This window comes from Bartonella sp. B10834G3 (assembly GCF_016102505.1).
GTDB lineage: Bacteria > Pseudomonadota > Alphaproteobacteria > Rhizobiales > Rhizobiaceae > Bartonella > Bartonella choladocola.
Map to the genome: position 1 here is coordinate 488,463 of NZ_JACFOM010000001.1, position 23,918 is coordinate 512,380.

A 23,918-nucleotide genomic window follows, 5' to 3' on the forward strand; every position below is an offset into this window, starting at 1 on the left:
ATGGGGCTTGGCAAAAAGATCAGAGCAGTGATTGCTCATAGTCCCTTTTTTATAGAGGGCGTTTTCCTTTTCTTTCCGGTATCGGCCTGTTATGCCGTATTGATGCCGTTTATCTGGGTGATTGTCTATCAACTCGACTATCCCGGTACACGATATATCTTCCCCCAGCAATGGCATGCGCATGAAATGATTTTCGGCTTTTACTCTGCTGCCCTTGCAGGCTTTCTGTGTTCGGCCGTTGCCGAATGGACAGAAACCAAGCCGTTAAATGGCATGAGACTTTTCCGGTTATTTTTATTATGGCTTCCCGGACGCATTGTCGGTTTTTTCGGTTCGGATTACCTGATGATAACGGGCAGTCTATTTGATTGCGCCTTTTTAGCCTTGTTGATCGCTTATGTCGGCTTGCCAATTATTTTGAAAAAAAAATGGAAAAGCATTTCGTTCCTGTTATGGCTCCTCATCCTTTTCATACTCGAAACAACTTTGAAAATTTCATGGTGGCAGGAAGAAACAGAACTCTCGTCTCGTCTTTTATGGGCGATCATTTCTGTTTTTGTTGTTTTGTTCTCTTTGGCGATTTCGCGCATCAACACCGTCGTTACAAATCTCTCATTGGATCCTTCAGGCGAAACAAGCCCTTATCGCCCGCATCCGGGCAGACGCAATCTGTCGCCATTTTTAACAGTCTTATATGCTCTTTCAATGCTTTTCCTGCCATCTTCACAAATGCAATATTATCTGGCTTTCGCTGCCAGTGCAGGTTTTATGGACAGAACAGCGGAATGGTTTATCGGTAAGGCTGCTTTCAAGGCTGAAGTGTTATGTCTCGCGCTTGCAAACACCAGCGCGGGTGTGGGCTTTTTTCTTATCGGTCTTTCCGGTTTCAACGAAAGCATATCAATTTATGCAGGATTACATATATTGACTATCGTAACACTCGGACTTGGTGTTCTGGGTGTATTCACGATCGCCGGTTTACGTCATTCAGGACGAAAATTGATAGCCGTACCATGGCAATCGAAAGCGGCTATCGCATTTATTATATTTGCGGCGGCGTCGCGGGTTCTTCCTGAAACAAGCAGTGCATTCGCGTTCATTAACTCCCATTATGCTGTGGCTGCAACATTATGGTCGGTGGCTTTTTTGCTGTGGCTGTGGGGATATTTGCCAATCCTCGGACACCCCGTAAAAGTGAGCTTTCCTGAATGATTTCCGAGCTTTTTTATTTGTGCCGATTTTCATCTCCGGAAGAATTTTCTTTTTGATCTACAGGAATTTTTCGTTCGCTTTTTCCGTGTTAAAAAACGTGTGAATCCGTCTGGAAAATCGTAGTGCGCTCTATTATGACGCGCTCCATTCAGGATAAGAATTAATATGTTGTTTTATTTGCGATTTTTGGTGCAGCATGCCGGCGGCATAATTTTTTATATAATATTGTTTTTATTATATTTTTACCGTTGTATTTTGTAAATATGTTACATTTTGTGTTACATTTTTGGCTAAAATATCAATATCTTAAAAATTGAAAATAAAAAAAATTCAATAAAAATACATGCTTATGAAAATTTTATTGGTGCCGCATGCCGGCAGCATATTGATATTTCATCATAAATCATCTTTTTTCATCTTATATCAAAGTAATTGACTTTATTTGATGTACGTGTTTCGTTCGTGGTCATGGTAACTCATTCCTAATCACTATAGCGCAGTCCAAAAGGTGGACTGGCGGGTGGACTGGAAACATGACGTTAGGAGATCATGACTGTGGGCTTGATGAACCGTCTCACGAGTAAAGAAGTTTCAAACCTTGATACTGGCAAGTACAACGATGGTGCTGGTCTATGGTTGGTAAAAAAAGGTTTTGAAAACGGCAAATGGGTTTTGCGCTTTACTATACATGGAAGGCGGCGCGAGATGGGCCTTGGTTCCATCCAAGATGTTTCATTGAAAGAGGCAAGACAGGCCGCAGAGCAGTGGCGCAAGGCTGTTAGGGCAAATCAAGACCCTATCAAACTAAGAGACAAGCAGAAGCATGACGCCGCGCGAAACCTTCATGTACTGAGAGAAATTGCCCTTGATGCATTTGAAGCGCGCAAGGCCGAATTGAAAGGCGATGGCAAGGCGGGACGCTGGTTTACGCCGCTTGAACTCCATGTCCTGCCAAAGCTTGGCAATGTTCCGGTGTCTGATATAGATCAAACGGATATACGGGACACATTAGCCCCTATCTGGCACGATAAAGCCGATACAGCGCGAAAAGCACTTAACCGCTTAAATATCTGTTTGAAACACGCTGCGGCTTTAGGGCTTGATGTAGATTTGCAAGCCACAATGAAAGCCCGTGCGTTATTGGGAAAGACAAGACATAAGCCTCGGAACATACCTGCAATGAATTGGCGAGATGTGCCTGCCTTCTACGCAAGCCTTAATGATGGGAGCGCAACGCATTTAGCTTTGAAGCTTTTAATTCTGACCGGTGTGCGTTCTAATCCCTTAAGGCATATCCATGAAGATCAAATTGATGGTGATGTGTGGACGATACCAGCCGAGGCCATGAAAGGACGCAAAGATGCGACCAATGATTTTCGGGTGCCATTATCCAAAGAAGCTTTAAAAGTAATTGATGAGGCGCGGCGTATATCAAGGGATGGCTTTTTATTTGCTGGTGTCAGGCATGGGGTTATTTCTGATATGACTATGTCCAAGCTTATGGAACGGGCTGGTTTGGAAGCCCGCCCGCACGGCTTTAGATCAAGTTTAAGGGATTGGCTGGCAGAAGCAACGAATGCACCCCATGATGTTGCTGAAACAATTTTAGGCCATGTTGTGGGTGGTACCGTCGAACGCGCCTACAGACGTACTGATTTTATAGATCAACGTCGTGCTTTGATGGAGCGATGGGCACAACATGTCACTGGAATGACCGGAGCAGTTGTTGCGTTCAAGGATACTGCCAACGCGTTATGACTATTTATGCACAGGTTAATGATGGATAAAATGTCCTACTATATCCAACATATTAAAAGACGGTGAAGCTGGAGCATAAAACTTCAAAGAAAATCCGTTTAACCGCATATCAGAGCGCGTCTCTGAGTGCTTTTCATATCCATCAAATATCATCATTGTCAGTCTCGTATTAACGCTACGAATAGGTATGACGATGGATAACAATGAAACGCTTTTGACCGTTAAAGACTGTGCGAAGATGCTGCATGTCAGCATCCCCACGTTTTGGAGACGTGTTGCCGATGGTACTGTTCCAAAAGCCATCAAGATCGGTTCTCTCTCTCGCTGGACACAATCCGACATTAAGTCAGTAATCGAGAAGGCGAGCCAAAGCCGAGATTCACAAGCGGCATAAGAGACATACAACGGACCACCAAACCATACTCGGCCAAGCTGCAAATTATTTAGGCGAAACGGCAAATAATGATGAAGTGTTCATCATGGTTAGCAATCTTAAACATAGATGCACCAATTCGCACGTCCGCGGCACTTTGCGTATTATCGAACCAAGCAAGATAATGAAACACCCGATCCCGTGCGGCACAAACTATGAATAGGAAAACAAAGAATGAATGATAATCAGGAACAGGGCTTATTGCCGCTGGAAATAGATCACCTTGTCAATGAGATAGAAGCTGGTGATATAAATTGGTATCTCATGGGGGGAAATCCACAGATCGGGGTTTTCCTTGCCTTCGAGATTGGTCCACGGGCAAATCTGACGGATAGTGTTCGGTCAGCTATATTGGCATTGAACCGAAAGTTTAAGGCCGACCGTGAAGTGAGGGAAGCCATGATAGATTATGCTATGATGGGAGGAATAGCATATCACGAACACGGAAATGTCTCACCAAGATGGAAACTTGACGAAACCATACAGTAAAATAGTTTAAGTTATTAATAGATAGAGCGCTAGTCATGTCGACCGGCGCTTTTTATTAATACTGAAATAACCGATGCTCTAGTAGGTTTTTCCGTGCACCGGAAGTAGTACTAAGAAACAGCGGCATACGTGTTGTAGAGGGCGCTATGTGGCAAAGAGGGAGCATCTAAACCACCATCAATAAATACACACAAATAGAACCTATTTCATAATGGCCGTTGCGTTCGGTGGCTTCAGGTCTTCTCATCATCGGATTTCGACTTTTTTCTAGGTGCTTGCCGCTCCTTCATCTTAGAAACTTCTTCATTAGTAACTATTTTAAATGGGTTATAACCTTGGTTAATCAGGTTTAATTCTTCTTCATCAAATTGACTTTGATAGTCAATAGCGTCGTTTTTGTATTCATCTTCTCTGAGCTTTACTAAAGTATCATGAAGATGTTTTTTTGCTTTTTGTGATATCCCTATGATGCGCCCAGAATCAATTTCACCAATTGTCGCTTCAACTTCCTCCACGAACTTATGAATATCATCATCACATGAAGCAGATTTTATTATAGTCAACAGTTCAGAAAGTCGCTGTTCATAGTATATCGGCTCCGGAAATTCGCGTTCTAAGATTCTCACTATTTCCGTGTTCATTGAACGACCATGCTTTTCAGCGTAGGTTTTGATACGATCACGCAATCCATCAGGTAACCTTATCTGAAAGCGTTCGGCTGTTTGGCTAGGAAATTTGTCTTTTTTCTTTTTCATTTGATATGAGTGCAACTTGCAACAAAAAAAATCAAGAGGCAACTTGCACTCATAGTTAATCAATGTTAATCATTAGTAATCAATGAGTGCAACTTGCACCCATTGATATATGTAAACAAAAAAGCGTGGTAGAGGCGGCTACCTCTCCACGCTGTGTTCAACAACCCCAGATTACAGACGGAGATTGTTTAGATGAAAGGTAACACAAAAATACCAAATGGTACAATAGGAACACATAGTGAACCTGCTGTGATACAACAGGAACGCCGGCCAAAAACAATAAAACCAGATGCTATTTTGTCTGACGCTAATATGGCTACGAATTGGCTGGAACGTATTGGCCTCATGTTCAGGATTGATGGCGGGAATGAAGCAATCGACTTGGGGATTATGGAGGGGGCAGTGCTATGACCGACACTAATAAAGTTCATGCCTTCTCGTATACGGACCAGAACCTTGACGAGCTTTCGATCAGTGACTTGCGCAACATGCACATAGCATTGAAAGCGATAACAGATCATTTGGGGGCTGAATTAGATACCCCACGTTATTGGGCTGATGACAGTAAGCTGAATGACGCAGGAGCACTTCTTGGGGAATTGCTCAATTACATTGATATCTTTTGGTACAATGTCATCAAAAAGATTGAAGCCCGAACACCTATGACGCGAAACGACATTAACATAAGGGCAACAGTCCTTTTGCCTTATTACATTGTTGACGGTGACCTAACCGTTGCCAACATTGAAATGGCTAAAGTGATTGCCAATCTTGAACGCGCAGAGTTTTGCGAAGAGCACGGCATACAATACAGACCACGGGGAGAAGCAGCATGATTTATCGTCCTCGTTTGCGTCGCAAAGACGTTCCCCTGTATCTTGCCGAAAGATACGGGATCGAGATCACCCTATCCACGTTGAACTCATATGCCTGTAAAGGTGGTGGCCCTATCATGCAATATGCCGGACGTATTCCTCTATACCGACTTGAGGACTTGGACGCTTGGGCAGAGGCACGGTTATCGCCTCCTGTAGGCATGACAGCGGAAAGGCAGGCGCATTAATGACGGGGATTTTTGCCGATTGGCAACCCCGTTACGCCGAAATCGGAATAGCGACTTTTCCGGTATGGATAACACAAAGTGCCAAAAGACCGGCCGTAAAACGCTATTTGAATGTTGGGAAAACAGGTAGCGAACAACTTGCCTTAAAATTTCCCGACATTCAGGCATTTGGGATTGCTTGTAAAAAGAACAGACTAACCGTTTTGGATGTGGATACATCCGATGAACGGATACTGGCTGAAGAATTAGACAAATACGGGAAGACACCTTTCATCGTACGAAGCGGATCAGGACATTTTCAAGCTTGGTATCGCAACAATGGCGAAGGGCGGCGAATCAGACCAAACAACTTGAGGCCAGTTGACATATTGGGAGACGGATACGTGGTCGCACCGCCTTCCAAGGGGATAAAAGGCAATTATCAAATCATTGCAGGATCACTTGACGATTTGCATGATCTGCCAAAAATGCGGAGCGTCGGGGTGATGCCCGACATCGTTCTGAAAGAAGAAAAACAAAAAGCAACACTAAAAATTGGCGAAGGACAAAGAAATGATCTTTTATGGCGTCATTGTATGAGAGCCGTACCAAGTTGCCAATCACTTGATGAATTGATGAGTATCGCTGCAAAATATAATCAATCGGAATTTTGTCCACCATTGCCGGATGATGAAGTGACGAAACTGGTCAATAGTGCTTTTCAGCATCAATTAGAAGACAAGAACTATTTTGCAACAGGGCATAAAGTCATCATAGACCACAGTATGATTGATGGCCTTATGATGGAAGCCCCAGACGCTTTTCTTCTCTATAACCTTCTAAAGCGTTTTCATTGGGGACGTGAATTTTACATTGCTGACGCCATGGCACCAACTATGCCCAAAGGTGGATGGACACAAAAACGATTATCCGCTGCAAGGAAAGAGCTTCTAAACCGTGGCATAGTGAAAAGGATAAAAAAAGCCAGCAGCTCATCAGGTGCAGCAATCTATAAATTCCAGACTAGTCAAAAATGACTACCTATAAGAAACATACACCCTCTTCTCCCCTTTAAGACGAATGTTTTATTTGAGAACAATATAGGCAAGTTAAAGTATTAAGGACAAACACCATGAAAAAGAAACAACATGAACTTGATCCCGATGCAATGATCACCGAGATGGCGCAGGGCTTGGCTGGTCTTGTCAGGCGCGTTCTTTATGACGGTGCTGACATACAAACCGCATTGAACATCATTGAAGAAATACTGGATGGACTTCAAGAAGAATGGATCAAAAGCGGTTTAAATAAAAAGGACGCCATTACCCTGAAAGAACATCTCGGCAGTCGTATTGCAGATGAAGGCTTGAAAGCCGATCTAATAAGAAATGGAGTTGCCGGACATGCCTAAACCATTAACGCCTCAAAAATTTGATGATCTGACCTTGCATCAAAACAATAAGAGGCAATCTGAAATCATATGGACGGCTGAAGCAATCGGGCGATATATTGGAACATCAGCAGACTTTGTAACCAATACACTTGCACATCTTGACGGCTCTCCAGTTTCAAAAGTCGGGCGGCGTTATTGCGCAAAAAGGAATGAACTGGATTTGTATTTCAGCACAAAACCGGAACAAACCTTATAAAACCCTGTAAAACCAGTAAGATAGATAATTTGCTAATGCTATAAAGGGGCCATGAAAATATGGCCCTTTTCCATTAAGACGCAAGCTATCGAGCAAAAGTCACAGATTACCGCTCCAGAAGATTGGCTGGTTGAATTATTTCAATCGAGCAAGTCAATCTCCGGAATATCGGTTACGCCGGCTAATGCTATGCGATGCACACCAGTCCGCGCCGCAATTGAAGCCATAGCCGAACCAGTCGGGCAACTTCCCTTACATGTATTTAAGAAAAATGGAGACCAACGCGACCGAGTGATAGATCACCCTGTTGCCAAGGTGTTGGACTTTCCGAATAGTTGGACAACGGCTCAAGACTTACGTGAACAACTACAGCGTGATTGCCTGCTCTATGGCAATGGTTATGCCGAAATCATTCGGGTTAATGGAAATAAGCCGCAAAATCTAATCCGGTTAAACCCCGCTTCTATCAGTATAGAAACTGATGATTTTGGGGAACCGATTTACCTTCAAGGTACGGGCAAAAGCACCGGACGTACTATCAAAAGAGAAAATATCATTCACATCAAAACCGCCTCACTAGACGGTCTTAAAGGTGTGAGTCCGGTCAACGACTGTAAGAACGCTATAGGCGTGGCTTTGGCATTAGAAAAACATGCCGGTTATCTGTTTGGCCGTGGAGCGCGCCCTAGCGGTGCTCTGATGTTTCCCAAAGGCATGGGAGAAGACGCTGTCAAACAAACGCGCAAAGCATGGAGAGAGACCCACGAAAGCGAAGGAGAAAACGGAAAAACCGCAATCCTTTATGATGGCGTCGAATTCAAACCATTTACATTCACAAGCGTTGACGCCCAATTTCTCGAAACGTGGCGTCATGCAATTACGGAAATAGCCCGTATTTTCCGCGTCCCCCCGCCAATGCTTTACGAGCTTGGACGGGCAACATGGGGCAATGCTGTTGAATTAAGAGAAAACTTTTTGACGTTCACTCTCTCGCGTTGGCTAAAGGCGTGGCAAGGTGAACTCAAGCTGAAACTCTTCACCGAAGATGAGCGTGAAAATTATTACGTCGAATTCGAGACCAACGATCTTCTGAAGACCGACCTTGCAAGTCGTGCCGCGTCCTATGCAACGCTTATCAGTAGCAGAGTTATGAACCCGAATGAATGTCGCGCCCGCGAAAATCTCGCACCATACGAAGGCGGTAACGAATTCATCAATCCGAACATTGCAACTAAGCCGGATGGTTTTTTGGAAAATACCGAAAAACCTTCAGAGGCTGATGACGAGAAAGAAGATCAATGATGGATTTGACCGAAATCTATAACAATTTGGCCGATCAGGAAAAAGGGCATGAATACGATGTCATGGATCCTGTGACAGGTCAAACAACCGGCATCAAGTTTCGCGTTGCTGGTCCAGATTCACAGATTGCGCGTAGAGCGCGCCTAAAGCTTGTCGATGATCTCAGTGAACTCAGTGATGAGGATGGAAACATATCGGCCGAAAATCGCGAAAAGGCCCGCTTATCATCTCTCGCTTCTCTGGTTTTAGACTGGAACCTTTCAGAAGCTGGTCAGGCTGTCCCCTGCAATTCTGAAAATATTATCCGCATTCTCAAGAGTGTTCACTGGTTACAGGTTCAGGTTGATGCCTTTGCTGCTGACCGCACAGCTTATCGAGGTGAAAAATGATCGAGCACTTAGAAACAAAAGCGGCGTTCACTGTATCCGAGATAGGCGAAATCGAAGGGCTGGCATGGCTATTCAATTCTCCTGATAGCTATGGCGATGAGATCACGAAACAAGCTTTCTCAGAGACAAGTTGCCCGCTTCCTATGTTGGACACGCACAATCAAGGGGAAGCTATCGGCGTTTGGGATACTGTTGAAGCAACAGACAACGGCCTGAAAGTTAAAGGGCGTCTTCTGGTCAATGAGATACAGCGCGCCCGCGAAGTACGTGCACTTATTCGAGAAAAGGCTGTCACCGGCCTTTCTATAGGTTTCATCATAAAACATGCGGACACCCGCAAAGGCGGCGGCCGGATTATCTCGGATTTGTCACTCAAAGAAATATCTATCGTTGCCGTTCCGGCTCATCCGGGGGCGAGGATCACATCAGCAAAAGCACTGGATGCCAGAAAGGAAAATATCTTGGACACTAAAGCAACTGAGACAGAAACGAAGATTGATGCAGGCTTGGAAAAGAAAATCAATGAATTAGCCGGCATCATCAAACAGATTGATATGAGCAAAATTAGCAAACGCGTAGATGAACTTGAGGCAAAGATGCAGCGCGCAGGCAACGGCAAATATAATGACGTGCCGGATGAAGAAACACTATTGGAAAAGAAAGCTTTTGGAACATATTTGCGCCATGGCAAAGAAGGCTTAAGCGATCTTGAGAAAAAAGCTTTGACGGTTGGAGACAGCGCACAGGCTGGTTATTTGGCCCCGCCGGAATTTGGTGATGAGATCATCAAGCTGTTGCGTGAAATGTCACCAATTCGCCAATATGCCAACGTCAAAACGATGGCGAGTGCGGAAATGCGTTGGCCGCGTCGGTTGGAAAGCACTAAAGCTAAATGGGTAGAAGAGATAGAAGAACGTTCAGAAACGAGCCTGAAATATGAACAGGTCGCTATCAAGCCGTTCGAGCTGGCTACTTTTGCCGACATTTCCCGTCAATTGATGGAAGATAATGCTTACAATCTGGAAGACGAACTCAAAAGCGATTTAGCCGAAAGCTTTGCTATCACCGAAGCGGAGTCGTTTATATTAGGCTCAGGCGTTAAGCAGCCAATGGGCTTACTTACATCTCCCCAGATCAAGACTACCAATGCCGCCGCTATTGATGGCGATACGCTCATTGACCTCATTTACTCGTTGCCGACGTTCTATTCCCAAAAAGGCGTGTTCGTTATGAACCGCAATACCATCGCAACCGTACGCAAGCTCAAGAATGCGAATGGGGATTATATTTGGCAGGAAAGCCTCAAAGATGGGCAGCCTGCAACTTTGTTGGGGCGACCAGTTGTTGAAGCTGTCGATATGCCAGACCCAGCAGCAGGCAAGACACCTATTATTTTTGGTGACTTGTCCGGCTATCGCATTATGGACCGCGTAGGATTTGAAATCTTTTCCGATCCATATACCCAAGCAACGAAAGGCATCGTTCGTTTTCATGCGCGTCGTCGTGTCGGTGCCGACGTAACGCATCCCGATCGCATTCGTAAACTCACACTCACATCATCAAAGTAACGAGATAAGCCAGTGGTAGATTGCGGGACCGCTCATTCCGTAAAAGAGACGATGAGGCACTGGCTTTTTCTACCTTTTCCTCATCGTCTCACGAGCAATCTTTAGGAGTCTTTCTCATGCCTTATGCAGCACCAAGAATTTGTAATTGCGGGTATCGTGTCGCTTATGGCGTCCGTTGTCCCTGTGAACGTAAAAGCGATGCAGAACGCAAAGCAAGGCATGACTTGAAACGTCCTAATTCATCAAGGCGTGGCTATTCAAGGACGTGGGAAAGATGGCGCGCAGCTTATCTGAAAGAACATCGGTTTTGCGTCCGGTGTGGAGCACCTGCAACCGTAGTAGATCACATCAAACCGCATAAGGGTGACAAGACTTTGTTTTCCGACCGAAACAACTGGCAAGCCCTATGCACTCATTGTCATTCAAGCGTCAAGCAGCGCGAAGAAAGGAACCACTAACATGTCGATATTTACCACAGCAGGCACAAAACTGTTCATTGGTACAGCCATTAAAAACAAGAACTCAGACTTTGTTCTGTCAGACTTTGCATCTCAAACATGGACCGAAATCAATGGACTAGAGAATATCGGTTCATTGGGTGACACATCAGAAGAAGTGACGTTTGGTGTCATTGGTAACATGCGTGTTCAAAAGTACAAAGGACTACGCAACGCTGGCAACATGGAAATCATTATAGGTGTCGATTATTCGGATGCAGGCCAGAAAGCAATTAGAGCAGCAGAAAGAACAATTTACGATTATGCATTTCGTATCGTCTTCCATGACGCTCCAGTAGATGGAACACCATCAGAGCGGCTATTCATTGCTAAGGTTATGAGCGCAAGTGAAGAGGCTGGCGAAGCAAATAACATCGTCAAGCTAAAGGCCACGCTTGGCATCAATTCTAACATCGTCGTTGTCGATGCCGCAGATTCCAATGAAGCGTAATAGATGCATGGCAACTTCCAAGGGGGGCAGTGTTCAAACTTTTTGCCTCTCTTGGGAACCGGCGGTCGGGCACAGCCTCGTTATTTTTAAAAAATAGGATTTTTTTTCAAATGTCTATTTTGACGCTCAAACAAGTTAAAGATCAGCTCAATTTTACCGATGACATCGGGGATATTGATGACGATTTGCTGACATTAAAAATGCAAGCCGCACAAAATTATGTCGAGAGCCTTTTAGGCTACAAAATTGAAGAGCGTTACGGCAACAACGGTAACGATCCTATTCCTCCGGCATTGCAGGAAGCTGTCTGCCAAATTGCCGCTTGGTGGTACGAACAGAGGGAAGCCGTCGGGGGCGTCATTTCATCTATTCCTCATGGGTGTGATGACATTATCCGCAGTTTTCGCGATTGGACATTTTGACATGACAGATAATGATCAAGCTTCATGGGATAAATTCCGCGCCCGTATGCAGGCTATACCGAAGGCCGTTCGCCAACAATGCGAGCCTGCTTTAATCAAGTCGGCAAATGAATTAGCCAACAGCATGAAGGACAAGGCACCAAAGCGCACAGGACGTTTAGCCGACAGCATAACAGTAACAAAGCCTAATGAAACAACCCCGCCCTATTCTCAGCCTGGTGGAAGTGCGACTGCTGAGGAATTAGAGGCGATTGTAACCGTGGGGAATAGTGATGTTCGTTATCCTCATTTGGTCGAGTACGGAACAAGCAAAATGCCCGCACAGCCTTTTTTTTGGCCGAGTGCTAGAGAGCTTCAAAAGCGGATTAAGGGCAGACTGAAACGGACAATCAAAAAGGCAGTAGAGGGGACTAAATGATGCTCGAGCTAGCAATTCAAAAGGCTATCTATAAACGTCTTACAACGACGCCGGAGGTTCTCTCTCTTGTGCCTTTTAAGAACATTCTGGATCGCAACCAACAGCCAAAAGTCGATCCGTTGATACTGTTAGGTAGCGATCAGATTGTCGATGATAGCAGCAATATAAAACGGTGTAATTGGCGCATTTATTCGACTGTAGACATCTGGAAAACCGAAACTGGTTTAACCGGTACAAAAGCCATTTCCGGAGCAATTCGACAGGCGATAAGGAACGGAAAACCAGAATTAGACACCGGTTATCACTGTGTTGATTGGTATGTGGCAACTACTCGCTTTTTGCGTGATCCGGATGGTGAACATAGCCATGGCATACTCACCATTGAAAGCCTGATCGTGGAGGAACAACCATGAAAGCGGGCAAGCTAACGCACGTTATTAGAATCGTCAAAATTGACCAGTCTGGAATAGACGATTTTGGCAATCCAATAACCGAGAAAGTACCGCTAGCTACGTTGCGCGCTGAGATAGTGCAACAAAGCACCGAGGAATTCATTCGCGCCTATGGGGCGTCTGACGAGACAATTATGATCTTTAGAACCCGCTTCATTAACGGCGTCAACAACTCGTGTCTTATCGAATTTAACGGGCGCACATTTAACATCAAAGAAACATCGGAAATCGGACGGCGCGAAGGCTTAGAAATCCGGTGTCTGGAGAAATCCTAATGAGAGGTAGAAAACCCAAAAATATGAAGAATGATAACAAGGCCATCGTCTCGCGTCTTCAGCCACCGCGCTGGCTATCGAAGGATGCAGCGGCCGAATGGAAGCGTGTGATGCCGATACTCAATGAAAGGAAAATCCTAACAGAAGCCGATATTGGAGGGTTAGAGAACTACTGTATTGCAACTGGCTTAGTCAGGGAAATGGAACGCAACATCCAAGATCAAGGAGCGATTATTTTTCGTGACGGCATGCCAAAGCGCAATCCGGCCGTAGGTATTCAAGCTGACGCTATGACCCGCGCTAGATTACTAGCGGCTGAATTGGGATTGACACCAGTATCGCGTTCGAGAGCTTCTGTAGGTGCAACTGATGATGATACCCTCTTGGATTGATAATCCCGAAGAAATCGAGGACAATTTTGGACATGGTCAAAGGGCTGTGGAATGGTTGCGCCGTCTGAAGCACCCCAAAAATCCGGACGTTGTACATCCGTTCCAATTATTCCCGTGGCAAGAACAGATCATCAAGCGCATCTATGGCCCTAGGGATAAAGACGGCCGGCGAATTGTCCGGCGCGTCGTGCTGTTATTACCGCGTGGAAACCGGAAAACCAGCCTTGCAGCAGGTATAACTCTTTTGCATTTATGCGGACCGGAAAAGCAAGCAGGTGATCTCATCATCTCGGCGGCATCCGCACATGAACAGGCGCGAGAATTATTTGATGAAGTTAGGTTAATCGTCGAATTCGATCATCGTTTATTCAGTCATATGTCAGTACGGGATTACGTCTCAAGAATATCATATCCCAAACATAAAACACGTTATGTTGCTGTCGCTGCTGATGGCAAAGTGCTTCATGGTAAAACCCCGAAAATCGTCATAGCGGATGAATTACACGCATGGGAAGGCAGTGCAGGCCGGAAACAGTGGGAAGCTCTGGATAGCGCACTCGTTAAGATACCTGAAACGCTGATGGTTATTGCAAGCACATCAGGCAGAGGGCAAGAAAACCTTGCATGGCAACAAGTTGAATATGCCATCAAAGTACAAAAAGGAGAGATAGAGGATCCAGCAACACTGCCCGTCATTTTTATGGCGGAAGACGGTGATGATTGGCATGATGAAAAAGTCTGGTATGGTGTCAATCCCGGTCTAAAATACGGTTTCCCTGATCTGAACGGCTTCAGAGATAAAGCGAAAAAGGCGGAATATTCACCTTCTGAACGCGACAGTTTCTTACAATACAATCTCAACAAATGGTTAGATAAATCGACTAGCCCATTCGTCGAAATGTCCATTTATGATGAAGGGTGCGGAGAAGTCGATCTTGAAGACATGGAAGCCAAGCAAGTACCATGTTGGCTAGGTGTAGACCTCTCGAAGAATGAAGACCTGACAGCAGTCGTTGCTTGTTTCGGCAATAGAGATACCGGATATTCTGTTTATCCATGGTTTTTCTGTCCTAAAGACAATCTGAGAGCTAGGGGAGAACTACATGGAGTGGATTATATCGCTTGGGCAGAAGACGGTTTTATCATCCCTACCGAAGGCAATACGGTAGACTTACGAGCGGTAGAAAACCATATCCGCGAACTATGTGCACGGTTTAACGTCAAAGAAGTTGCCTTTGATCCGACATACGGTCGTTCAATGATGGCAAACTTGAACGAGGATGGAATACCCGCCGTTGAATTCCGTCAAGGTTGGGTTTCAATGGCACCAGCGGTCAAGGAACTCGAACGTTCCATCCTAGCCCGTACGTTCAAACATGGCGGGCATCCAGTCCTCCGATGGAATTTTGAAAACATCCAAATAGAAACAGACAAAGCCGGAAATCGCATGATGCACAAAGCGAAATCGGGAAACAAGATTGACGGAGCTGTTGCTACTGCAATGGCTGTCGGCCGTTGTTCAATGGGTGAAGCACATTTCATCACGAGCGAAGAATGGTTTGAACCTGAAATGTATGTGGCATGAGGTGAAAGATGTCAGAAACGAGCCAAAACAATGAACAGCTTCTCTATTCTGTTGTCGTCCGATTGGGAGACATGGAAAAGCAACTGAAGCGCGCGGCAGATAGTGCAACGGGCACTTACCGCTTAATGAAGAAAGAAAGTAAGTCTGCAACCGATAATATGGCAAAGGATGCCGAACGAGCAACTACACGGATTAATAGAGCATTAGCAAGCACATCATCGAAGATTGGTCTGTTAAGCAAAACTTATGCAAGTGCTGAACAGACTTTCTCGCAGAGTTTTAAAGGATTGTTCATTGGGTTAGCCGGTGCTTTCACATTGCGCAATGCGACATCTCTTGCCGACCAATATACGAGCATTGAGAATGCCTTGAAGTCGACTGGATTGACAGGCAAACAACTGACTGACGTATTTGATGGACTTTATGCGGCCGCACAACGCAATTCAACGCCTATTGCCAGTCTTGTTCAGCTTTATTCACGTCTATCATTTAATCAAAAAGAGTTAGGCACTGACACTCAAGGAATAATTCATTTTACCGACACCATTTCTCAATTATTGAGAGCTGGCGGAACCAGCGCACAAGAAGCATCTGGAGCACTATTGCAGCTATCACAAGCTCTAGGTAGTAGCCGCATTCAAGCAGAAGAATTCAATTCCATTGTAGACGGTGCCCCGACAATCCTCAGAGCAGCAGCCAATGGCATCAAAGAGGCGGGCGGATCTGTTTCAAAGTTGCGGCAATTGGTTCTTGATGGCAAGCTTTCCAATCAGGCGTTTTTCAGAGGCATTGAAGTTGGCGCGGGACAGATAACCCAAAACCTTGCAGGAACAAGCACAACAGTTTCGCAAGCAATGACCAATCTTTACAATTCGATGGTCAAAGCTGTAGGTCGTTTTAATAAGTCCGCAGAAGCGACGGACACGTTCGGCAAGGCGTTGCAAGAACTATCAACGACTGTTGACAATGTAGACATGAATAACCTTGTCAAAGAGGTAAACCAAGTCATCATGGTCTTGAAAGAAAGTGTTGAATGGTTCCTCAAGTTTAGCGAAAAGGCGACCGAGTTTTCCAATAATAACAGACCATTTTCTATAGGTGATGCGCTGGACTCTTCTGGCATTACAGATGCCGTAAACAATAATCTTCCATCTTGGTTTTTTAATTTGCAAACCCCTAAAACACGGGCAGCGGCCCAAAAAGCGCAAGCGGGAGGCCAAGAGGGTAAGACCGAATGGAAGCGTCAAGGTGAAGAAAGCGGGAAATCCTTCACAGAAGGGGCGGAAGATGCAATTCAGCAATGGTATAAAAACAAGTATCCGAACGGTGTAAAGGATGCGTTGCGCGAAGAAGGTACGACCGTTCTATCATCACGCGGACAGGGCAAACCGAGCGCGACCAAGCAAGACCCCGTATCAGTTAAGGATTATCCCGTTATCGGTAGCAAAGACGGTAAAGGTTCTAAGAAAAAACTTAATGACTATCAGCAAGAGATTCGTTCTATCCAAGAACAAACAGCTTCGTTAAATGCCGAACGCGATGCACTTGCTCAGTTAAACCCGTTGGTTGATGATAATGGTTATGCCGTTGAAAAAGCTCAAGCTAAACAAAAATTGCTTAATGCGGCGAAGCGTGAACATCTGACACTTACTCCAGAACTTACGGCAGAGATTGAAAGAGAATCTGAATCTCTCGCAAAATCGGTAGCGTCAAAAAACCAAGTTATAGCAACGCAGGAAAAGCTCAAAAAAAGCATCGAGGAAACCAAAGACATTGCAAAGGATTTCTCGAGAACTCTCACAGATGGACTTATCAACAATAAGAAGTTTGTAGATGCTTTGGGTGATGCATTTTTACGCCTTGGGCAACGTTTCGCAGATTCCGCCATTAGCACAGCGATTGATAATGTGTTCAAATTGCGTACCACCAACACAGCGTCAAATAGCGGTAGCAACCTGTTTTCAAGTCTTTTTGGAGGTCTTTTTGGAGGCAAAGGATTTGCTTCCGGAACTGCTAACACGGGAGGAATGAGAGGCGAACCTATCGGGATAGTTCATGGACAGGAGGCAGTCATTCCGCTGCCTAATGGCGGCAAAGTGCCGGTACAAATATTTACAGGAAGACAAGAAACTCAAACGAAGCCGAGATTATCAGAACCTGCTCAACGGGTAAATCTATCGGTACATGTTGCACCGTCCGACATGTTTGATGTTCACGTTCGTGAAATAGCGCAACAGGTATCTCAACAAAACATTCGCGAATATCATAAAAACCTACCGAACCTGATCGGACAAACTATTAACGAAGCACAAACCAAAAACAGAATGTAGGACAAAAAGATGGCGTTTAGAAAATTACCTTATAACATACAATATCGAGCATTTGATTTTACCTTGCAGCGTTATATTTCGCAATCGCCAAGCGGCAGGATCATCAATACGGTTGAATATGCGGATCCTCGATGGACGGTCGATGTAGAAGTTGATTGTTTTGACGATGTCGGACTGTCAGAAGATTTAGATTTACCGACAGTTAATGAAATTAGAATGATTTGGGCGAGCTTGAGAGGCGGTATGGAGTCTCTAATCGTTCGGCATCCTGTTTATATCTGCCCTCGATTAAATAAAGATAACCCACAAGTCGCTAAAACTGTCGGTAGGCTTGCAAAGATCGAAAATGGGAACATTGTCACGGTCACAGGTGTAAACTCTGCTCTCCGGCTATCCTCCGGCGATTATATCACCTTCCAGTACAATGATCGTCGAGCACTCGGACAAGTCATTTCAGCAGAATTCAACACTACCGGCTATCGAATAGAGATCGAACCGAAACTTCCCAAATATATCTCAATTGGTGCAAACGTTTGTTTTGACCGGATGGAGCTTCGTATGAGAGCACTTAACAGTAGCTTTTCTATCAATGATGGATATCCGTTCCGGACGGCTAAATTTCGTTTCTGTGAGAGTTCAATATGATGGATAATCACCGTTTAGAAGCTTTACTTGTAAAAGCACTCAAAAACCGTTTAGAAAACGAGACAATTCTCCATGTTCCTGAAGCAGGAGTATTGCTTTGGAATATCTTTACGAAGCTTTCAGCAACCCGCACCTATCACATGTCGGGACCAAATCCTATAAGTTATACGGAGATACACGCTTTCAGTATCTTAACCGGTTGTCCGTTACAGCCTCACCATGTCAAAATCATTCGCGCGTTGGATGATGCATGGCTTGAGCATTGTTATTCATCAGAAAATAGCAAGGTCAAAGGTAAGCAAGGACGGTCTGGCGAACTGACAACTGAGGCTTTCGATGCAATATTTGGATGAGTGCAAATAACTAGCCCTATCCTGTTTTTGTAAAATAAAACGGATAGGCGCACTCTCTAAAAATGCCTGTATTAAGTAGTTATCTTTTACAAGCTAAAGATTGGCAAAAGAGAACTAGTTCTCATGCCATTTCAAAACTTATTTCTTTACACTCCTATAAAAAGCAAAACTGTCTATCTACCTGTAAACGTTCAGAAAAAGGCCAAGCGACTTTTCCACAGATGTAAACAATCTTTTGCCACCTGATTGTTGGCACTGATTCCCCATTATGTTAAAAACAAGTAATCAGAACACATAAGCCTTTTAGAGGCTAATTAAGTTATCACTTCAAACAATAGAGTTTTAGAAACATGGGCAAGGGAAAGCTGGATGTCCTATGCGATGGTTTGGGAATTAAGCTAATCCCCGTATACCGTAGACGCATGGCCGCGCAATCTCATGCACGTGGCACTATGCACGAAATCAGGAATAAGCATGGCGACGGATTTCTTGTATTTGTTTTGAGGTGCATTCGAGAAACAAAGAATAACAGAGATGAACTTTGGAGCGAAACGATCGGAGCTGTTGCAGATGTTTTTGAACAACGGCCAGACTGGCTAGAAAGAGGCGGACAAGTACTTGATGCCTTCGACCACATACCGTTAAATGAATTGCGCCAGACAGCCAGACAACGCCGACCTTGGCCTGTGAGGGCAACGCTAAGGGTTATGATATACGAACGCCTTGAAAACCTGTTAGTAGAATTTTCACAATAACCAGCACGCAAAAGTCACCTAGCGGATATCACAAGGTGGGCTAAAAGGTGGACTAAAAAAGATTTAAAATCTCTAACTATTTGTAAAATAACGAATATTTTTAATCTATTGGTGCCGCATGCCGGAATCGAACCAGCGACCCCATCATTACGAATGACGTGCTCTACCAACTGAGCTAATGCGGCACAGATTCTTTTAACTACAAAAGAACCGGTATCGGGTGATAACTAAAAGATCAAACGAAAGCAAGCGGGCAATTCGGTCTTTCAGTGTTTTTCGTTGGTTCTCGATATTACTATATCAAAAAAACGGTTTCTTTGAAAACTTGGCCATAAATTTGATTTGCGATTTGGTTTGCCAATCTTTCCGCTCTTGCTTATTCTATCGAACGGATTTTCGATTATAAGGAGAATTGTTCTTTGGCCAATGCCGAGCAAGCCATCCGCAACGCATTATTAAAAATTGATGCGAGCAATGTTGCCCAAAGACGGCGTGTGTATGAATCAGCCTGGAATGCACATGAACGTGCTCTATTGGCTAATCACAGGCTGAATGATGAAAGCCGAACCAATCGTCGGGATGCGTTGATGCAACTTATCCAACACATTGAAAACGGCTATACGACTTCCAATACAGACGATCCCGCTGAGGAGAATCATAAACTTGCAGCCGAAGGTCCCGAAGAACAGATAGAAATAGAAGTCAATGGTGCAACCAATCTTATAAACACCACTCCACACCGCGCATCGGCGCGCCGACGTTCAAAAATTCTTTTGATTGTTGCACCGTCAATTCTTGCGATTGTCATGATAATCGGCTTCACCGCCTGGTCGTTTTTCAATAGTCTTTCCGGACGCGCAATTATCGAACATCGCGCGCAAGCTCTGACGCAAAGCCAACAGGTAAAAACAGTTGTTCCTTTTCGTCAGGAAGCAAGCAAGGATGACGGTTGGATAAAATTTTTCAACCCCGGTGATGCAACAGCAATCACAACATATGGAAGCACATCTGTGTCCATAAAGGATGATGACGGTGTGCCTTATACGCATATTTCCGCAAATAGCGAGCAAGATGTCGTCGTTATAGAAATCGGTGCGGGAGTACTGTCCGGCTTACGCGGCAAAAAAGCCATGCTCGACATCAATGCAAAGAGTGATAGTTCAACGCCTAGCCAGATGAGCATTACCTGCGATCTCGGAAGTAATGCGGATTGCGGCAGACGCCGTTTTGAAGTTCCCTTGAATAGAACCGACCTTCTGTTCGAGGTCACAATACCGGCTGAAGGAACGAGTGCGGCCAAGCTTTATTTGACGACTGATCTTTTTGGCGAAGGCCATGGAATTGATATTTACGGTATGAAAATAAAAGCAGCGGATTGAAATTTATGGCACAAGAACCGATTGCAGTAGATGAAACACTTATCGAATCCGTGGTCCGTACATTTTATGGGCGGGTGAGAAAGGATCATTTACTTGGTCCCATCTTTGAAGAACATATTCGAGATTGGGAGCCACATTTACAAAACATGTTCGCCTTCTGGTCATCGGTTATGCTGCATACCAACCGTTATAACGGGCGCCCTATGCCAAAGCATGTCGTTTTACCGATTGATTCTGCGCATTTCGACCAATGGCTCGACATTTTCAAAAAAACCGTTGAAGAACTTTGCGTGAAGGAAGATGCCGAATTGTTCATGAAAAAAGCAACCCAGATTGCCCACAGTCTCGAGCTGGGTCTTGCCTTCAACAATAAGGTTCTTTTACAACCCGGCGAACGCTATATCAGAAATAAGGATCACACATTGTGATTGAAACAGATCGTCTTACCGAAGTGGAAATAAAACTTGCCGAACAGGAGCGGCTCGTCGAGGAGCTTTCCGGTGTTCTTGCCGAACAATGGAAAACAATCGACCTTATGGATAAAAAATTGAAAGCTCTGACCAAACGCTTTCTGGAGCTTGAAGAACAAAGCCAGCCCGACATTCCTGTTACCCGACCACCGCATTGGTGAAACATGGGTTAAGCCTTGTTCCAAAGGTGTTGAAGCCGAAACTCTGTTAGACAATATTGATAATCAACATTTATTAGAAATAATGACCCTCACCAACTTTTTCGTCGCCAATAACGGGTTTGAAAATTTTGTTTAGCCTTATTTGCTGATGACCAATCGGTGCACGTGAAAATATTTTTCAAACATCTTAAAATATTGCCGAAAGCCAGCCAACCCAAAGCATAAATCCGCGACAGACACCTCCGGGGAAAAAGATTAGGCCGACAAGCGCGAGTATGACGTTATCGTGCCACAACGCTTCTACGACATGCGTCCCGAGCAGGAATGTGAACGAGTTCCAGATAAGAAATAATATACCGTCAACTGTATTCCGCATTTTTAGTCCGTCAAAATTCAATAACTGTCAGCCTATAAAAAGCGCAAATAATATATGCAAAAATTATTGAATCCTTTGAATTCAATTTTTTGTTTTCGGCTGAATCCCATCTGAAATCGACGCTATTTTCCCTGTGATTGGCATGGTTGAACCACGAATTTTTAGATAATTTTGCTTGGAAAAATGACACGCATTATTTGGTCAACTACGACCAATCAGGAGATACATCCCGCTTTGAAATTTTCTCCGCTGATATTTTCCGCACTATCCAAAGGTGTAATAAAGTTATTTTCTGCAAAATGCCAAATCGTCGTAAGGACTTTTTGAAAGTGAGAAACAAATTGCAACAAGAATGCCGTCCAAAATTGTAATGGACGGCAGATTTTTAATAAAACTTTGAAACTTGCTTTTAACTACCGACGGTCACCTTCATGAAATAGGACAGGTCACACCGGTTCCCTTCAATCCACAATAGCCATTCGGGTTTTTGGCAAGATATTGCTGGTGATAATCTTCGGCAAAATAGAACGGCCCTTCCAGCGCGATTTCCGTTGTGATTGGCCCCAATCCCTTTGATTGCAGTGCCTTTTCAAATTGTGCTTTGCTTTTTTGGGCAATTTTGAGATCTTCGTCATTTGCCAGATAGAGACCAGAACGATAATTATTGCCTATATCGTTTCCCTGCCGCATTCCTTGCGTGGGATCATGTTGTTCCCAAAAGGTTTTCAATATCTCGTCGAGATGAAGGATCTTCGGGTCATAGACGACAAGTACTGCCTCTGTATGTCCGGTTTTACCTGTGCAAACTTCTTCATAAGTCGGGTTTGGTGTAAAGCCGCCTGTATAACCTGCGGCTGTCACGTAAACGCCCGTCATTTTCCAGAACAGTCGCTCGACACCCCAGAAACAGCCCATCGCCACAATAATATGATGCATATTTTCAGGGTATGGACCTTTCAGATTGTGACCATTGACATAGTGTGTTTTTGCGGTTGCAATCGGTTCACTCCTGCCGACAAGTGCATCTTCTTTTTTCGGCATATCGAGTTTTTCCGAAAATGACAAAATATCAAACATTTTCATCCCCAAAGTTTCCGGCATCCGGTAAGGCTTCACCATCATAACCGATCATATAAGATACCAACGCTAAAATACCAAAAACGATCCATGTCGGACAGCGACTTACAAATTCGGCGACCGGCGACAGATAGACAGGGAAAAAATTCAAAACCGGATTCTCCACGGTCGACGTGCCTAGCGATAGAATGAACGAGGCTGTCGACGCGATTGAAGTAAATGTGATCGTTGAAGCTCCGACCGAATGGGCTGCATCAATGACAAGCACAATAATCATGATAACAAGAAATAAAAATGAAACGAAACGAAAGATCCGACGAATAAACCGCACAAGAACAATTCCTTATCGATAATGATTTCAGTTCTGAATAATTTCAAGCTCGAATGACTTCAAGCTCGAACGCATTCACGTTTGGCGCTTGAAATTCGGGCAGCCATTCTGAAACCGGTTCTGTATCGTTCGTTTATTAATAATCAAAGAGGCTCGCGTTTGTCGATGAGTTTATCCGGATGGGCAAAATTGATAAGCTTTTGCCTGTCTGTGAAGACAATGCGTGAACCATCAACATTGACACCGTGTTTTGCAACAGTTGCGAATGCACGTGAAAGATTTTCCGGTGTCATACCGAGTTTGAACGCAAGCAGCTTCTTCTCGAACGGAATTTCAATATAATTGGCATCCACATGATAATCGGCTTCAGCCAAAATCCAGTTTGCCAATCTTTCACTGCCATTTCTCAATTTCTGGTTCTTCAACTCCTTGATGGTCGTGCGGTACCGACGCGACAATTCGCGCACCACCGCATGCATAAATGCGGTATCAGTATCAATTGCTTCTCTGAACCGCGCTGCCGGAATCATCAGCACCTCGGCTTCGGTCAATGTTCTGGCAGATTGCAAACACACATCATCATTCAAAATAGCTGCGAGAATGAAGAGACTGACCGGCTGGAGAATATCAAGAATTGTTACCCGCCCATGGCTGGTCGCATACATTTCGACCTGACCATCGACCAATATATAGAGAAAATCCTGCATGTTGTTTTCGCTCACCAGAACCACTCCTGGCGGAAATCGTTGAAAAAAACCCGGCCCCGTTAAAGAGTGGAAGGTTTTTTCGCTTGCCTGTGAAAAAATATCAAGATTTTGAATTTTTAATCGATCTTCTGATCTCATATTGTTCCTCTAATTAGCATTTTTTGTTTTTGCCTTAACAAATATCAAGTGCAGCAGAGAAATATTTCAAGCCACAATCATCATTATTTTAAATTAAGCTTTTCTTT

The 23,918-nt window shown here is 44.4% G+C and carries 30 protein-coding genes and 1 tRNA gene; 26 read left to right on the forward strand and 5 right to left on the reverse strand.

The features are described from left to right. From H3S94_RS02135 to H3S94_RS02145, 4 genes are all read left to right on the forward strand, one after another. The gene (locus H3S94_RS02135; RefSeq protein ID WP_077990764.1) at nucleotides 1-1,212 is read left to right on the forward strand and encodes an NnrS family protein; all 1,212 of its coding nucleotides are present in this window, start codon (nucleotides 1-3) and stop codon (nucleotides 1,210-1,212) included. Nucleotides 1,213-1,767: 555 nt separating this feature from the next. Further along, a complete protein-coding gene (locus H3S94_RS02140; protein ID WP_198240471.1) occupies nucleotides 1,768-2,970 on the forward strand; it encodes a site-specific integrase in 1,203 nt (400 codons plus the stop codon). A 193-nt stretch (nucleotides 2,971-3,163) separates the two neighbouring features. Beyond that, on the forward strand, nucleotides 3,164-3,364 hold the full coding sequence (locus H3S94_RS11865; RefSeq protein ID WP_198241193.1) for an AlpA family transcriptional regulator: 201 nt from the start codon (nucleotides 3,164-3,166) through the stop codon (nucleotides 3,362-3,364). Nucleotides 3,365-3,577: 213 nt separating this feature from the next. Further along, nucleotides 3,578-3,892 (forward strand): hypothetical protein, encoded by a 315-nt coding sequence (locus H3S94_RS02145; RefSeq protein ID WP_198240139.1) that lies wholly within the window; start codon nucleotides 3,578-3,580, stop codon nucleotides 3,890-3,892. Between the two features lie 233 nt (nucleotides 3,893-4,125). Here the strand turns inward: H3S94_RS02145 and H3S94_RS02150 are convergent, their stop codons facing one another. Next, nucleotides 4,126-4,647, reverse strand: a complete 522-nt coding sequence (locus tag H3S94_RS02150; protein WP_198240140.1) for an Arc family DNA-binding protein — start codon at nucleotides 4,645-4,647, stop codon at nucleotides 4,126-4,128. A 407-nt stretch (nucleotides 4,648-5,054) separates the two neighbouring features. On the opposite strand from H3S94_RS02150, the gene H3S94_RS02155 reads away from it, so the two are divergent. The 19 genes from H3S94_RS02155 (at nucleotide 5,055) to H3S94_RS02245 (ending at nucleotide 19,172) form a co-directional block, all read left to right on the forward strand. Beyond that, a complete protein-coding gene (locus tag H3S94_RS02155; RefSeq protein WP_198240141.1) occupies nucleotides 5,055-5,483 on the forward strand; it encodes a hypothetical protein in 429 nt (142 codons plus the stop codon). After that, nucleotides 5,480-5,710, forward strand: coding sequence for a hypothetical protein (locus tag H3S94_RS02160; RefSeq protein WP_198240142.1), 231 nt, complete (start codon nucleotides 5,480-5,482; stop codon nucleotides 5,708-5,710). Before H3S94_RS02155 ends, H3S94_RS02160 begins: the two co-directional genes overlap by 4 nt. After that, on the forward strand, nucleotides 5,710-6,726 hold the full coding sequence (locus tag H3S94_RS02165; RefSeq protein ID WP_198240143.1) for a bifunctional DNA primase/polymerase: 1,017 nt from the start codon (nucleotides 5,710-5,712) through the stop codon (nucleotides 6,724-6,726). Before H3S94_RS02160 ends, H3S94_RS02165 begins: the two co-directional genes overlap by 1 nt. Before the next feature lie 95 nt (nucleotides 6,727-6,821). Next, nucleotides 6,822-7,100 carry a hypothetical protein gene (locus H3S94_RS02170; protein WP_198240144.1) on the forward strand — a complete coding sequence of 93 codons (279 nt, stop codon included), beginning with the start codon at nucleotides 6,822-6,824 and terminating at the stop codon, nucleotides 7,098-7,100. 289 nt (nucleotides 7,101-7,389) lie between these two features. Beyond that, nucleotides 7,390-8,640 carry a phage portal protein gene (locus H3S94_RS02175; protein WP_198240145.1) on the forward strand — a complete coding sequence of 417 codons (1,251 nt, stop codon included), beginning with the start codon at nucleotides 7,390-7,392 and terminating at the stop codon, nucleotides 8,638-8,640. Beyond that, nucleotides 8,637-9,029 (forward strand): hypothetical protein, encoded by a 393-nt coding sequence (locus H3S94_RS02180; RefSeq protein ID WP_198240146.1) that lies wholly within the window; start codon nucleotides 8,637-8,639, stop codon nucleotides 9,027-9,029. The genes H3S94_RS02175 and H3S94_RS02180 overlap by 4 nt, the downstream gene beginning before the upstream one ends. Further along, on the forward strand, nucleotides 9,026-10,597 hold the full coding sequence (locus tag H3S94_RS02185) for a phage major capsid protein (protein ID WP_198240147.1): 1,572 nt from the start codon (nucleotides 9,026-9,028) through the stop codon (nucleotides 10,595-10,597). The genes H3S94_RS02180 and H3S94_RS02185 overlap by 4 nt, the downstream gene beginning before the upstream one ends. Before the next feature lie 116 nt (nucleotides 10,598-10,713). Further along, nucleotides 10,714-11,055 carry an HNH endonuclease gene (locus H3S94_RS02190; protein ID WP_198240148.1) on the forward strand — a complete coding sequence of 114 codons (342 nt, stop codon included), beginning with the start codon at nucleotides 10,714-10,716 and terminating at the stop codon, nucleotides 11,053-11,055. Nucleotide 11,056: 1 nt separating this feature from the next. Next, nucleotides 11,057-11,545: a hypothetical protein gene (locus H3S94_RS02195; RefSeq protein WP_198240149.1), complete on the forward strand. Its 489-nt coding sequence runs from the start codon at nucleotides 11,057-11,059 to the stop codon at nucleotides 11,543-11,545. Between the two features lie 110 nt (nucleotides 11,546-11,655). Further along, nucleotides 11,656-11,967, forward strand: a complete 312-nt coding sequence (locus H3S94_RS02200) for a head-tail connector protein (RefSeq protein WP_198240150.1) — start codon at nucleotides 11,656-11,658, stop codon at nucleotides 11,965-11,967. 1 nt (nucleotide 11,968) lies between these two features. Further along, nucleotides 11,969-12,385 (forward strand): HK97-gp10 family putative phage morphogenesis protein, encoded by a 417-nt coding sequence (locus H3S94_RS02205; RefSeq protein WP_198240151.1) that lies wholly within the window; start codon nucleotides 11,969-11,971, stop codon nucleotides 12,383-12,385. Beyond that, the gene (locus H3S94_RS02210; protein WP_198240152.1) at nucleotides 12,382-12,798 is read left to right on the forward strand and encodes a DUF3168 domain-containing protein; all 417 of its coding nucleotides are present in this window, start codon (nucleotides 12,382-12,384) and stop codon (nucleotides 12,796-12,798) included. The genes H3S94_RS02205 and H3S94_RS02210 overlap by 4 nt, the downstream gene beginning before the upstream one ends. Further along, on the forward strand, nucleotides 12,795-13,112 hold the full coding sequence (locus H3S94_RS02215) for a phage head closure protein (protein WP_198240153.1): 318 nt from the start codon (nucleotides 12,795-12,797) through the stop codon (nucleotides 13,110-13,112). Before H3S94_RS02210 ends, H3S94_RS02215 begins: the two co-directional genes overlap by 4 nt. Next, a complete protein-coding gene (locus H3S94_RS02220) occupies nucleotides 13,112-13,504 on the forward strand; it encodes a phage terminase small subunit P27 family (RefSeq protein WP_198240154.1) in 393 nt (130 codons plus the stop codon). The genes H3S94_RS02215 and H3S94_RS02220 overlap by 1 nt, the downstream gene beginning before the upstream one ends. Further along, nucleotides 13,482-15,089 carry a terminase large subunit gene (locus H3S94_RS02225; RefSeq protein ID WP_198240155.1) on the forward strand — a complete coding sequence of 536 codons (1,608 nt, stop codon included), beginning with the start codon at nucleotides 13,482-13,484 and terminating at the stop codon, nucleotides 15,087-15,089. Before H3S94_RS02220 ends, H3S94_RS02225 begins: the two co-directional genes overlap by 23 nt. 8 nt (nucleotides 15,090-15,097) lie before the next feature. Further along, complete coding sequence (locus H3S94_RS02230) at nucleotides 15,098-17,419, forward strand: tape measure protein (RefSeq protein ID WP_198240156.1); 2,322 nt, start codon at nucleotides 15,098-15,100, stop codon at nucleotides 17,417-17,419. A 9-nt stretch (nucleotides 17,420-17,428) separates the two neighbouring features. Then, a complete protein-coding gene (locus H3S94_RS02235; protein WP_198240157.1) occupies nucleotides 17,429-18,064 on the forward strand; it encodes a hypothetical protein in 636 nt (211 codons plus the stop codon). After that, complete coding sequence (locus tag H3S94_RS02240; protein WP_198240158.1) at nucleotides 18,061-18,417, forward strand: hypothetical protein; 357 nt, start codon at nucleotides 18,061-18,063, stop codon at nucleotides 18,415-18,417. The genes H3S94_RS02235 and H3S94_RS02240 overlap by 4 nt, the downstream gene beginning before the upstream one ends. Nucleotides 18,418-18,839: 422 nt before the next feature. Next, nucleotides 18,840-19,172 (forward strand): hypothetical protein, encoded by a 333-nt coding sequence (locus H3S94_RS02245; protein ID WP_246786392.1) that lies wholly within the window; start codon nucleotides 18,840-18,842, stop codon nucleotides 19,170-19,172. A gap of 109 nt (nucleotides 19,173-19,281) precedes the next feature. Here the strand turns inward: H3S94_RS02245 and H3S94_RS02250 are convergent. After that, a tRNA-Thr gene (locus H3S94_RS02250) sits at nucleotides 19,282-19,357 on the reverse strand. Nucleotides 19,358-19,591: 234 nt separating this feature from the next. On the opposite strand from H3S94_RS02250, the gene H3S94_RS02255 reads away from it, so the two are divergent. The 3 genes from H3S94_RS02255 to H3S94_RS02265 are packed head-to-tail and all read left to right on the forward strand — an operon-like array spanning nucleotide 19,592 to nucleotide 21,182. Then, complete coding sequence (locus tag H3S94_RS02255; protein ID WP_198240160.1) at nucleotides 19,592-20,551, forward strand: hypothetical protein; 960 nt, start codon at nucleotides 19,592-19,594, stop codon at nucleotides 20,549-20,551. 5 nt (nucleotides 20,552-20,556) lie between these two features. Then, nucleotides 20,557-20,979 (forward strand): group III truncated hemoglobin, encoded by a 423-nt coding sequence (locus H3S94_RS02260; protein ID WP_077990759.1) that lies wholly within the window; start codon nucleotides 20,557-20,559, stop codon nucleotides 20,977-20,979. Continuing rightward, nucleotides 20,979-21,182: a SlyX family protein gene (locus H3S94_RS02265; RefSeq protein WP_369805703.1), complete on the forward strand. Its 204-nt coding sequence runs from the start codon at nucleotides 20,979-20,981 to the stop codon at nucleotides 21,180-21,182. The genes H3S94_RS02260 and H3S94_RS02265 overlap by 1 nt, the downstream gene beginning before the upstream one ends. An 805-nt stretch (nucleotides 21,183-21,987) precedes the next feature. Here the strand turns inward: H3S94_RS02265 and msrA are convergent. From msrA to H3S94_RS02280, 3 genes are all read right to left on the reverse strand, one after another. Next, nucleotides 21,988-22,641, reverse strand: coding sequence for a peptide-methionine (S)-S-oxide reductase MsrA (gene msrA / locus H3S94_RS02270; protein WP_198240162.1), 654 nt, complete (start codon nucleotides 22,639-22,641; stop codon nucleotides 21,988-21,990). After that, nucleotides 22,628-22,966: a hypothetical protein gene (locus tag H3S94_RS02275; RefSeq protein ID WP_198240163.1), complete on the reverse strand. Its 339-nt coding sequence runs from the start codon at nucleotides 22,964-22,966 to the stop codon at nucleotides 22,628-22,630. Before H3S94_RS02275 ends, msrA begins: the two co-directional genes overlap by 14 nt. 143 nt (nucleotides 22,967-23,109) lie before the next feature. Continuing rightward, complete coding sequence (locus H3S94_RS02280; protein ID WP_198240164.1) at nucleotides 23,110-23,811, reverse strand: cyclic nucleotide-binding domain-containing protein; 702 nt, start codon at nucleotides 23,809-23,811, stop codon at nucleotides 23,110-23,112. Between the last annotated feature and the right edge of the window lie 107 nt (nucleotides 23,812-23,918).

What these genes read in the sequence shown, in the direction of transcription:
- H3S94_RS02135 (WP_077990764.1), top strand. Translation starts at nt 1, where the DNA reads ATGGGGCTTGGCAAAAAGATCAGAGCAGTGATTGCTCATAGTCCCTTT.
- H3S94_RS11865 (WP_198241193.1), top strand. Translation starts at nt 3,164, where the DNA reads ATGGATAACAATGAAACGCTTTTGACCGTTAAAGACTGTGCGAAGATG.
- H3S94_RS02145 (WP_198240139.1), top strand. Translation starts at nt 3,578, where the DNA reads ATGAATGATAATCAGGAACAGGGCTTATTGCCGCTGGAAATAGATCAC.
- H3S94_RS02150 (WP_198240140.1), bottom strand. Translation starts at nt 4,647, where the DNA reads ATGAAAAAGAAAAAAGACAAATTTCCTAGCCAAACAGCCGAACGCTTT.
- H3S94_RS02155 (WP_198240141.1), top strand. Translation starts at nt 5,055, where the DNA reads ATGACCGACACTAATAAAGTTCATGCCTTCTCGTATACGGACCAGAAC.
- H3S94_RS02160 (WP_198240142.1), top strand. Translation starts at nt 5,480, where the DNA reads ATGATTTATCGTCCTCGTTTGCGTCGCAAAGACGTTCCCCTGTATCTT.
- H3S94_RS02165 (WP_198240143.1), top strand. Translation starts at nt 5,710, where the DNA reads ATGACGGGGATTTTTGCCGATTGGCAACCCCGTTACGCCGAAATCGGA.
- H3S94_RS02170 (WP_198240144.1), top strand. Translation starts at nt 6,822, where the DNA reads ATGAAAAAGAAACAACATGAACTTGATCCCGATGCAATGATCACCGAG.
- H3S94_RS02175 (WP_198240145.1), top strand. Translation starts at nt 7,390, where the DNA reads ATGAAAATATGGCCCTTTTCCATTAAGACGCAAGCTATCGAGCAAAAG.
- H3S94_RS02180 (WP_198240146.1), top strand. Translation starts at nt 8,637, where the DNA reads ATGATGGATTTGACCGAAATCTATAACAATTTGGCCGATCAGGAAAAA.
- H3S94_RS02185 (WP_198240147.1), top strand. Translation starts at nt 9,026, where the DNA reads ATGATCGAGCACTTAGAAACAAAAGCGGCGTTCACTGTATCCGAGATA.
- H3S94_RS02190 (WP_198240148.1), top strand. Translation starts at nt 10,714, where the DNA reads ATGCCTTATGCAGCACCAAGAATTTGTAATTGCGGGTATCGTGTCGCT.
- H3S94_RS02195 (WP_198240149.1), top strand. Translation starts at nt 11,057, where the DNA reads ATGTCGATATTTACCACAGCAGGCACAAAACTGTTCATTGGTACAGCC.
- H3S94_RS02200 (WP_198240150.1), top strand. Translation starts at nt 11,656, where the DNA reads ATGTCTATTTTGACGCTCAAACAAGTTAAAGATCAGCTCAATTTTACC.
- H3S94_RS02205 (WP_198240151.1), top strand. Translation starts at nt 11,969, where the DNA reads ATGACAGATAATGATCAAGCTTCATGGGATAAATTCCGCGCCCGTATG.
- H3S94_RS02210 (WP_198240152.1), top strand. Translation starts at nt 12,382, where the DNA reads ATGATGCTCGAGCTAGCAATTCAAAAGGCTATCTATAAACGTCTTACA.
- H3S94_RS02215 (WP_198240153.1), top strand. Translation starts at nt 12,795, where the DNA reads ATGAAAGCGGGCAAGCTAACGCACGTTATTAGAATCGTCAAAATTGAC.
- H3S94_RS02220 (WP_198240154.1), top strand. Translation starts at nt 13,112, where the DNA reads ATGAGAGGTAGAAAACCCAAAAATATGAAGAATGATAACAAGGCCATC.
- H3S94_RS02225 (WP_198240155.1), top strand. Translation starts at nt 13,482, where the DNA reads ATGATGATACCCTCTTGGATTGATAATCCCGAAGAAATCGAGGACAAT.
- H3S94_RS02230 (WP_198240156.1), top strand. Translation starts at nt 15,098, where the DNA reads ATGTCAGAAACGAGCCAAAACAATGAACAGCTTCTCTATTCTGTTGTC.
- H3S94_RS02235 (WP_198240157.1), top strand. Translation starts at nt 17,429, where the DNA reads ATGGCGTTTAGAAAATTACCTTATAACATACAATATCGAGCATTTGAT.
- H3S94_RS02240 (WP_198240158.1), top strand. Translation starts at nt 18,061, where the DNA reads ATGATGGATAATCACCGTTTAGAAGCTTTACTTGTAAAAGCACTCAAA.
- H3S94_RS02245 (WP_246786392.1), top strand. Translation starts at nt 18,840, where the DNA reads ATGGCCGCGCAATCTCATGCACGTGGCACTATGCACGAAATCAGGAAT.
- H3S94_RS02260 (WP_077990759.1), top strand. Translation starts at nt 20,557, where the DNA reads ATGGCACAAGAACCGATTGCAGTAGATGAAACACTTATCGAATCCGTG.
- msrA (WP_198240162.1), bottom strand. Translation starts at nt 22,641, where the DNA reads ATGAAAATGTTTGATATTTTGTCATTTTCGGAAAAACTCGATATGCCG.
- H3S94_RS02280 (WP_198240164.1), bottom strand. Translation starts at nt 23,811, where the DNA reads ATGAGATCAGAAGATCGATTAAAAATTCAAAATCTTGATATTTTTTCA.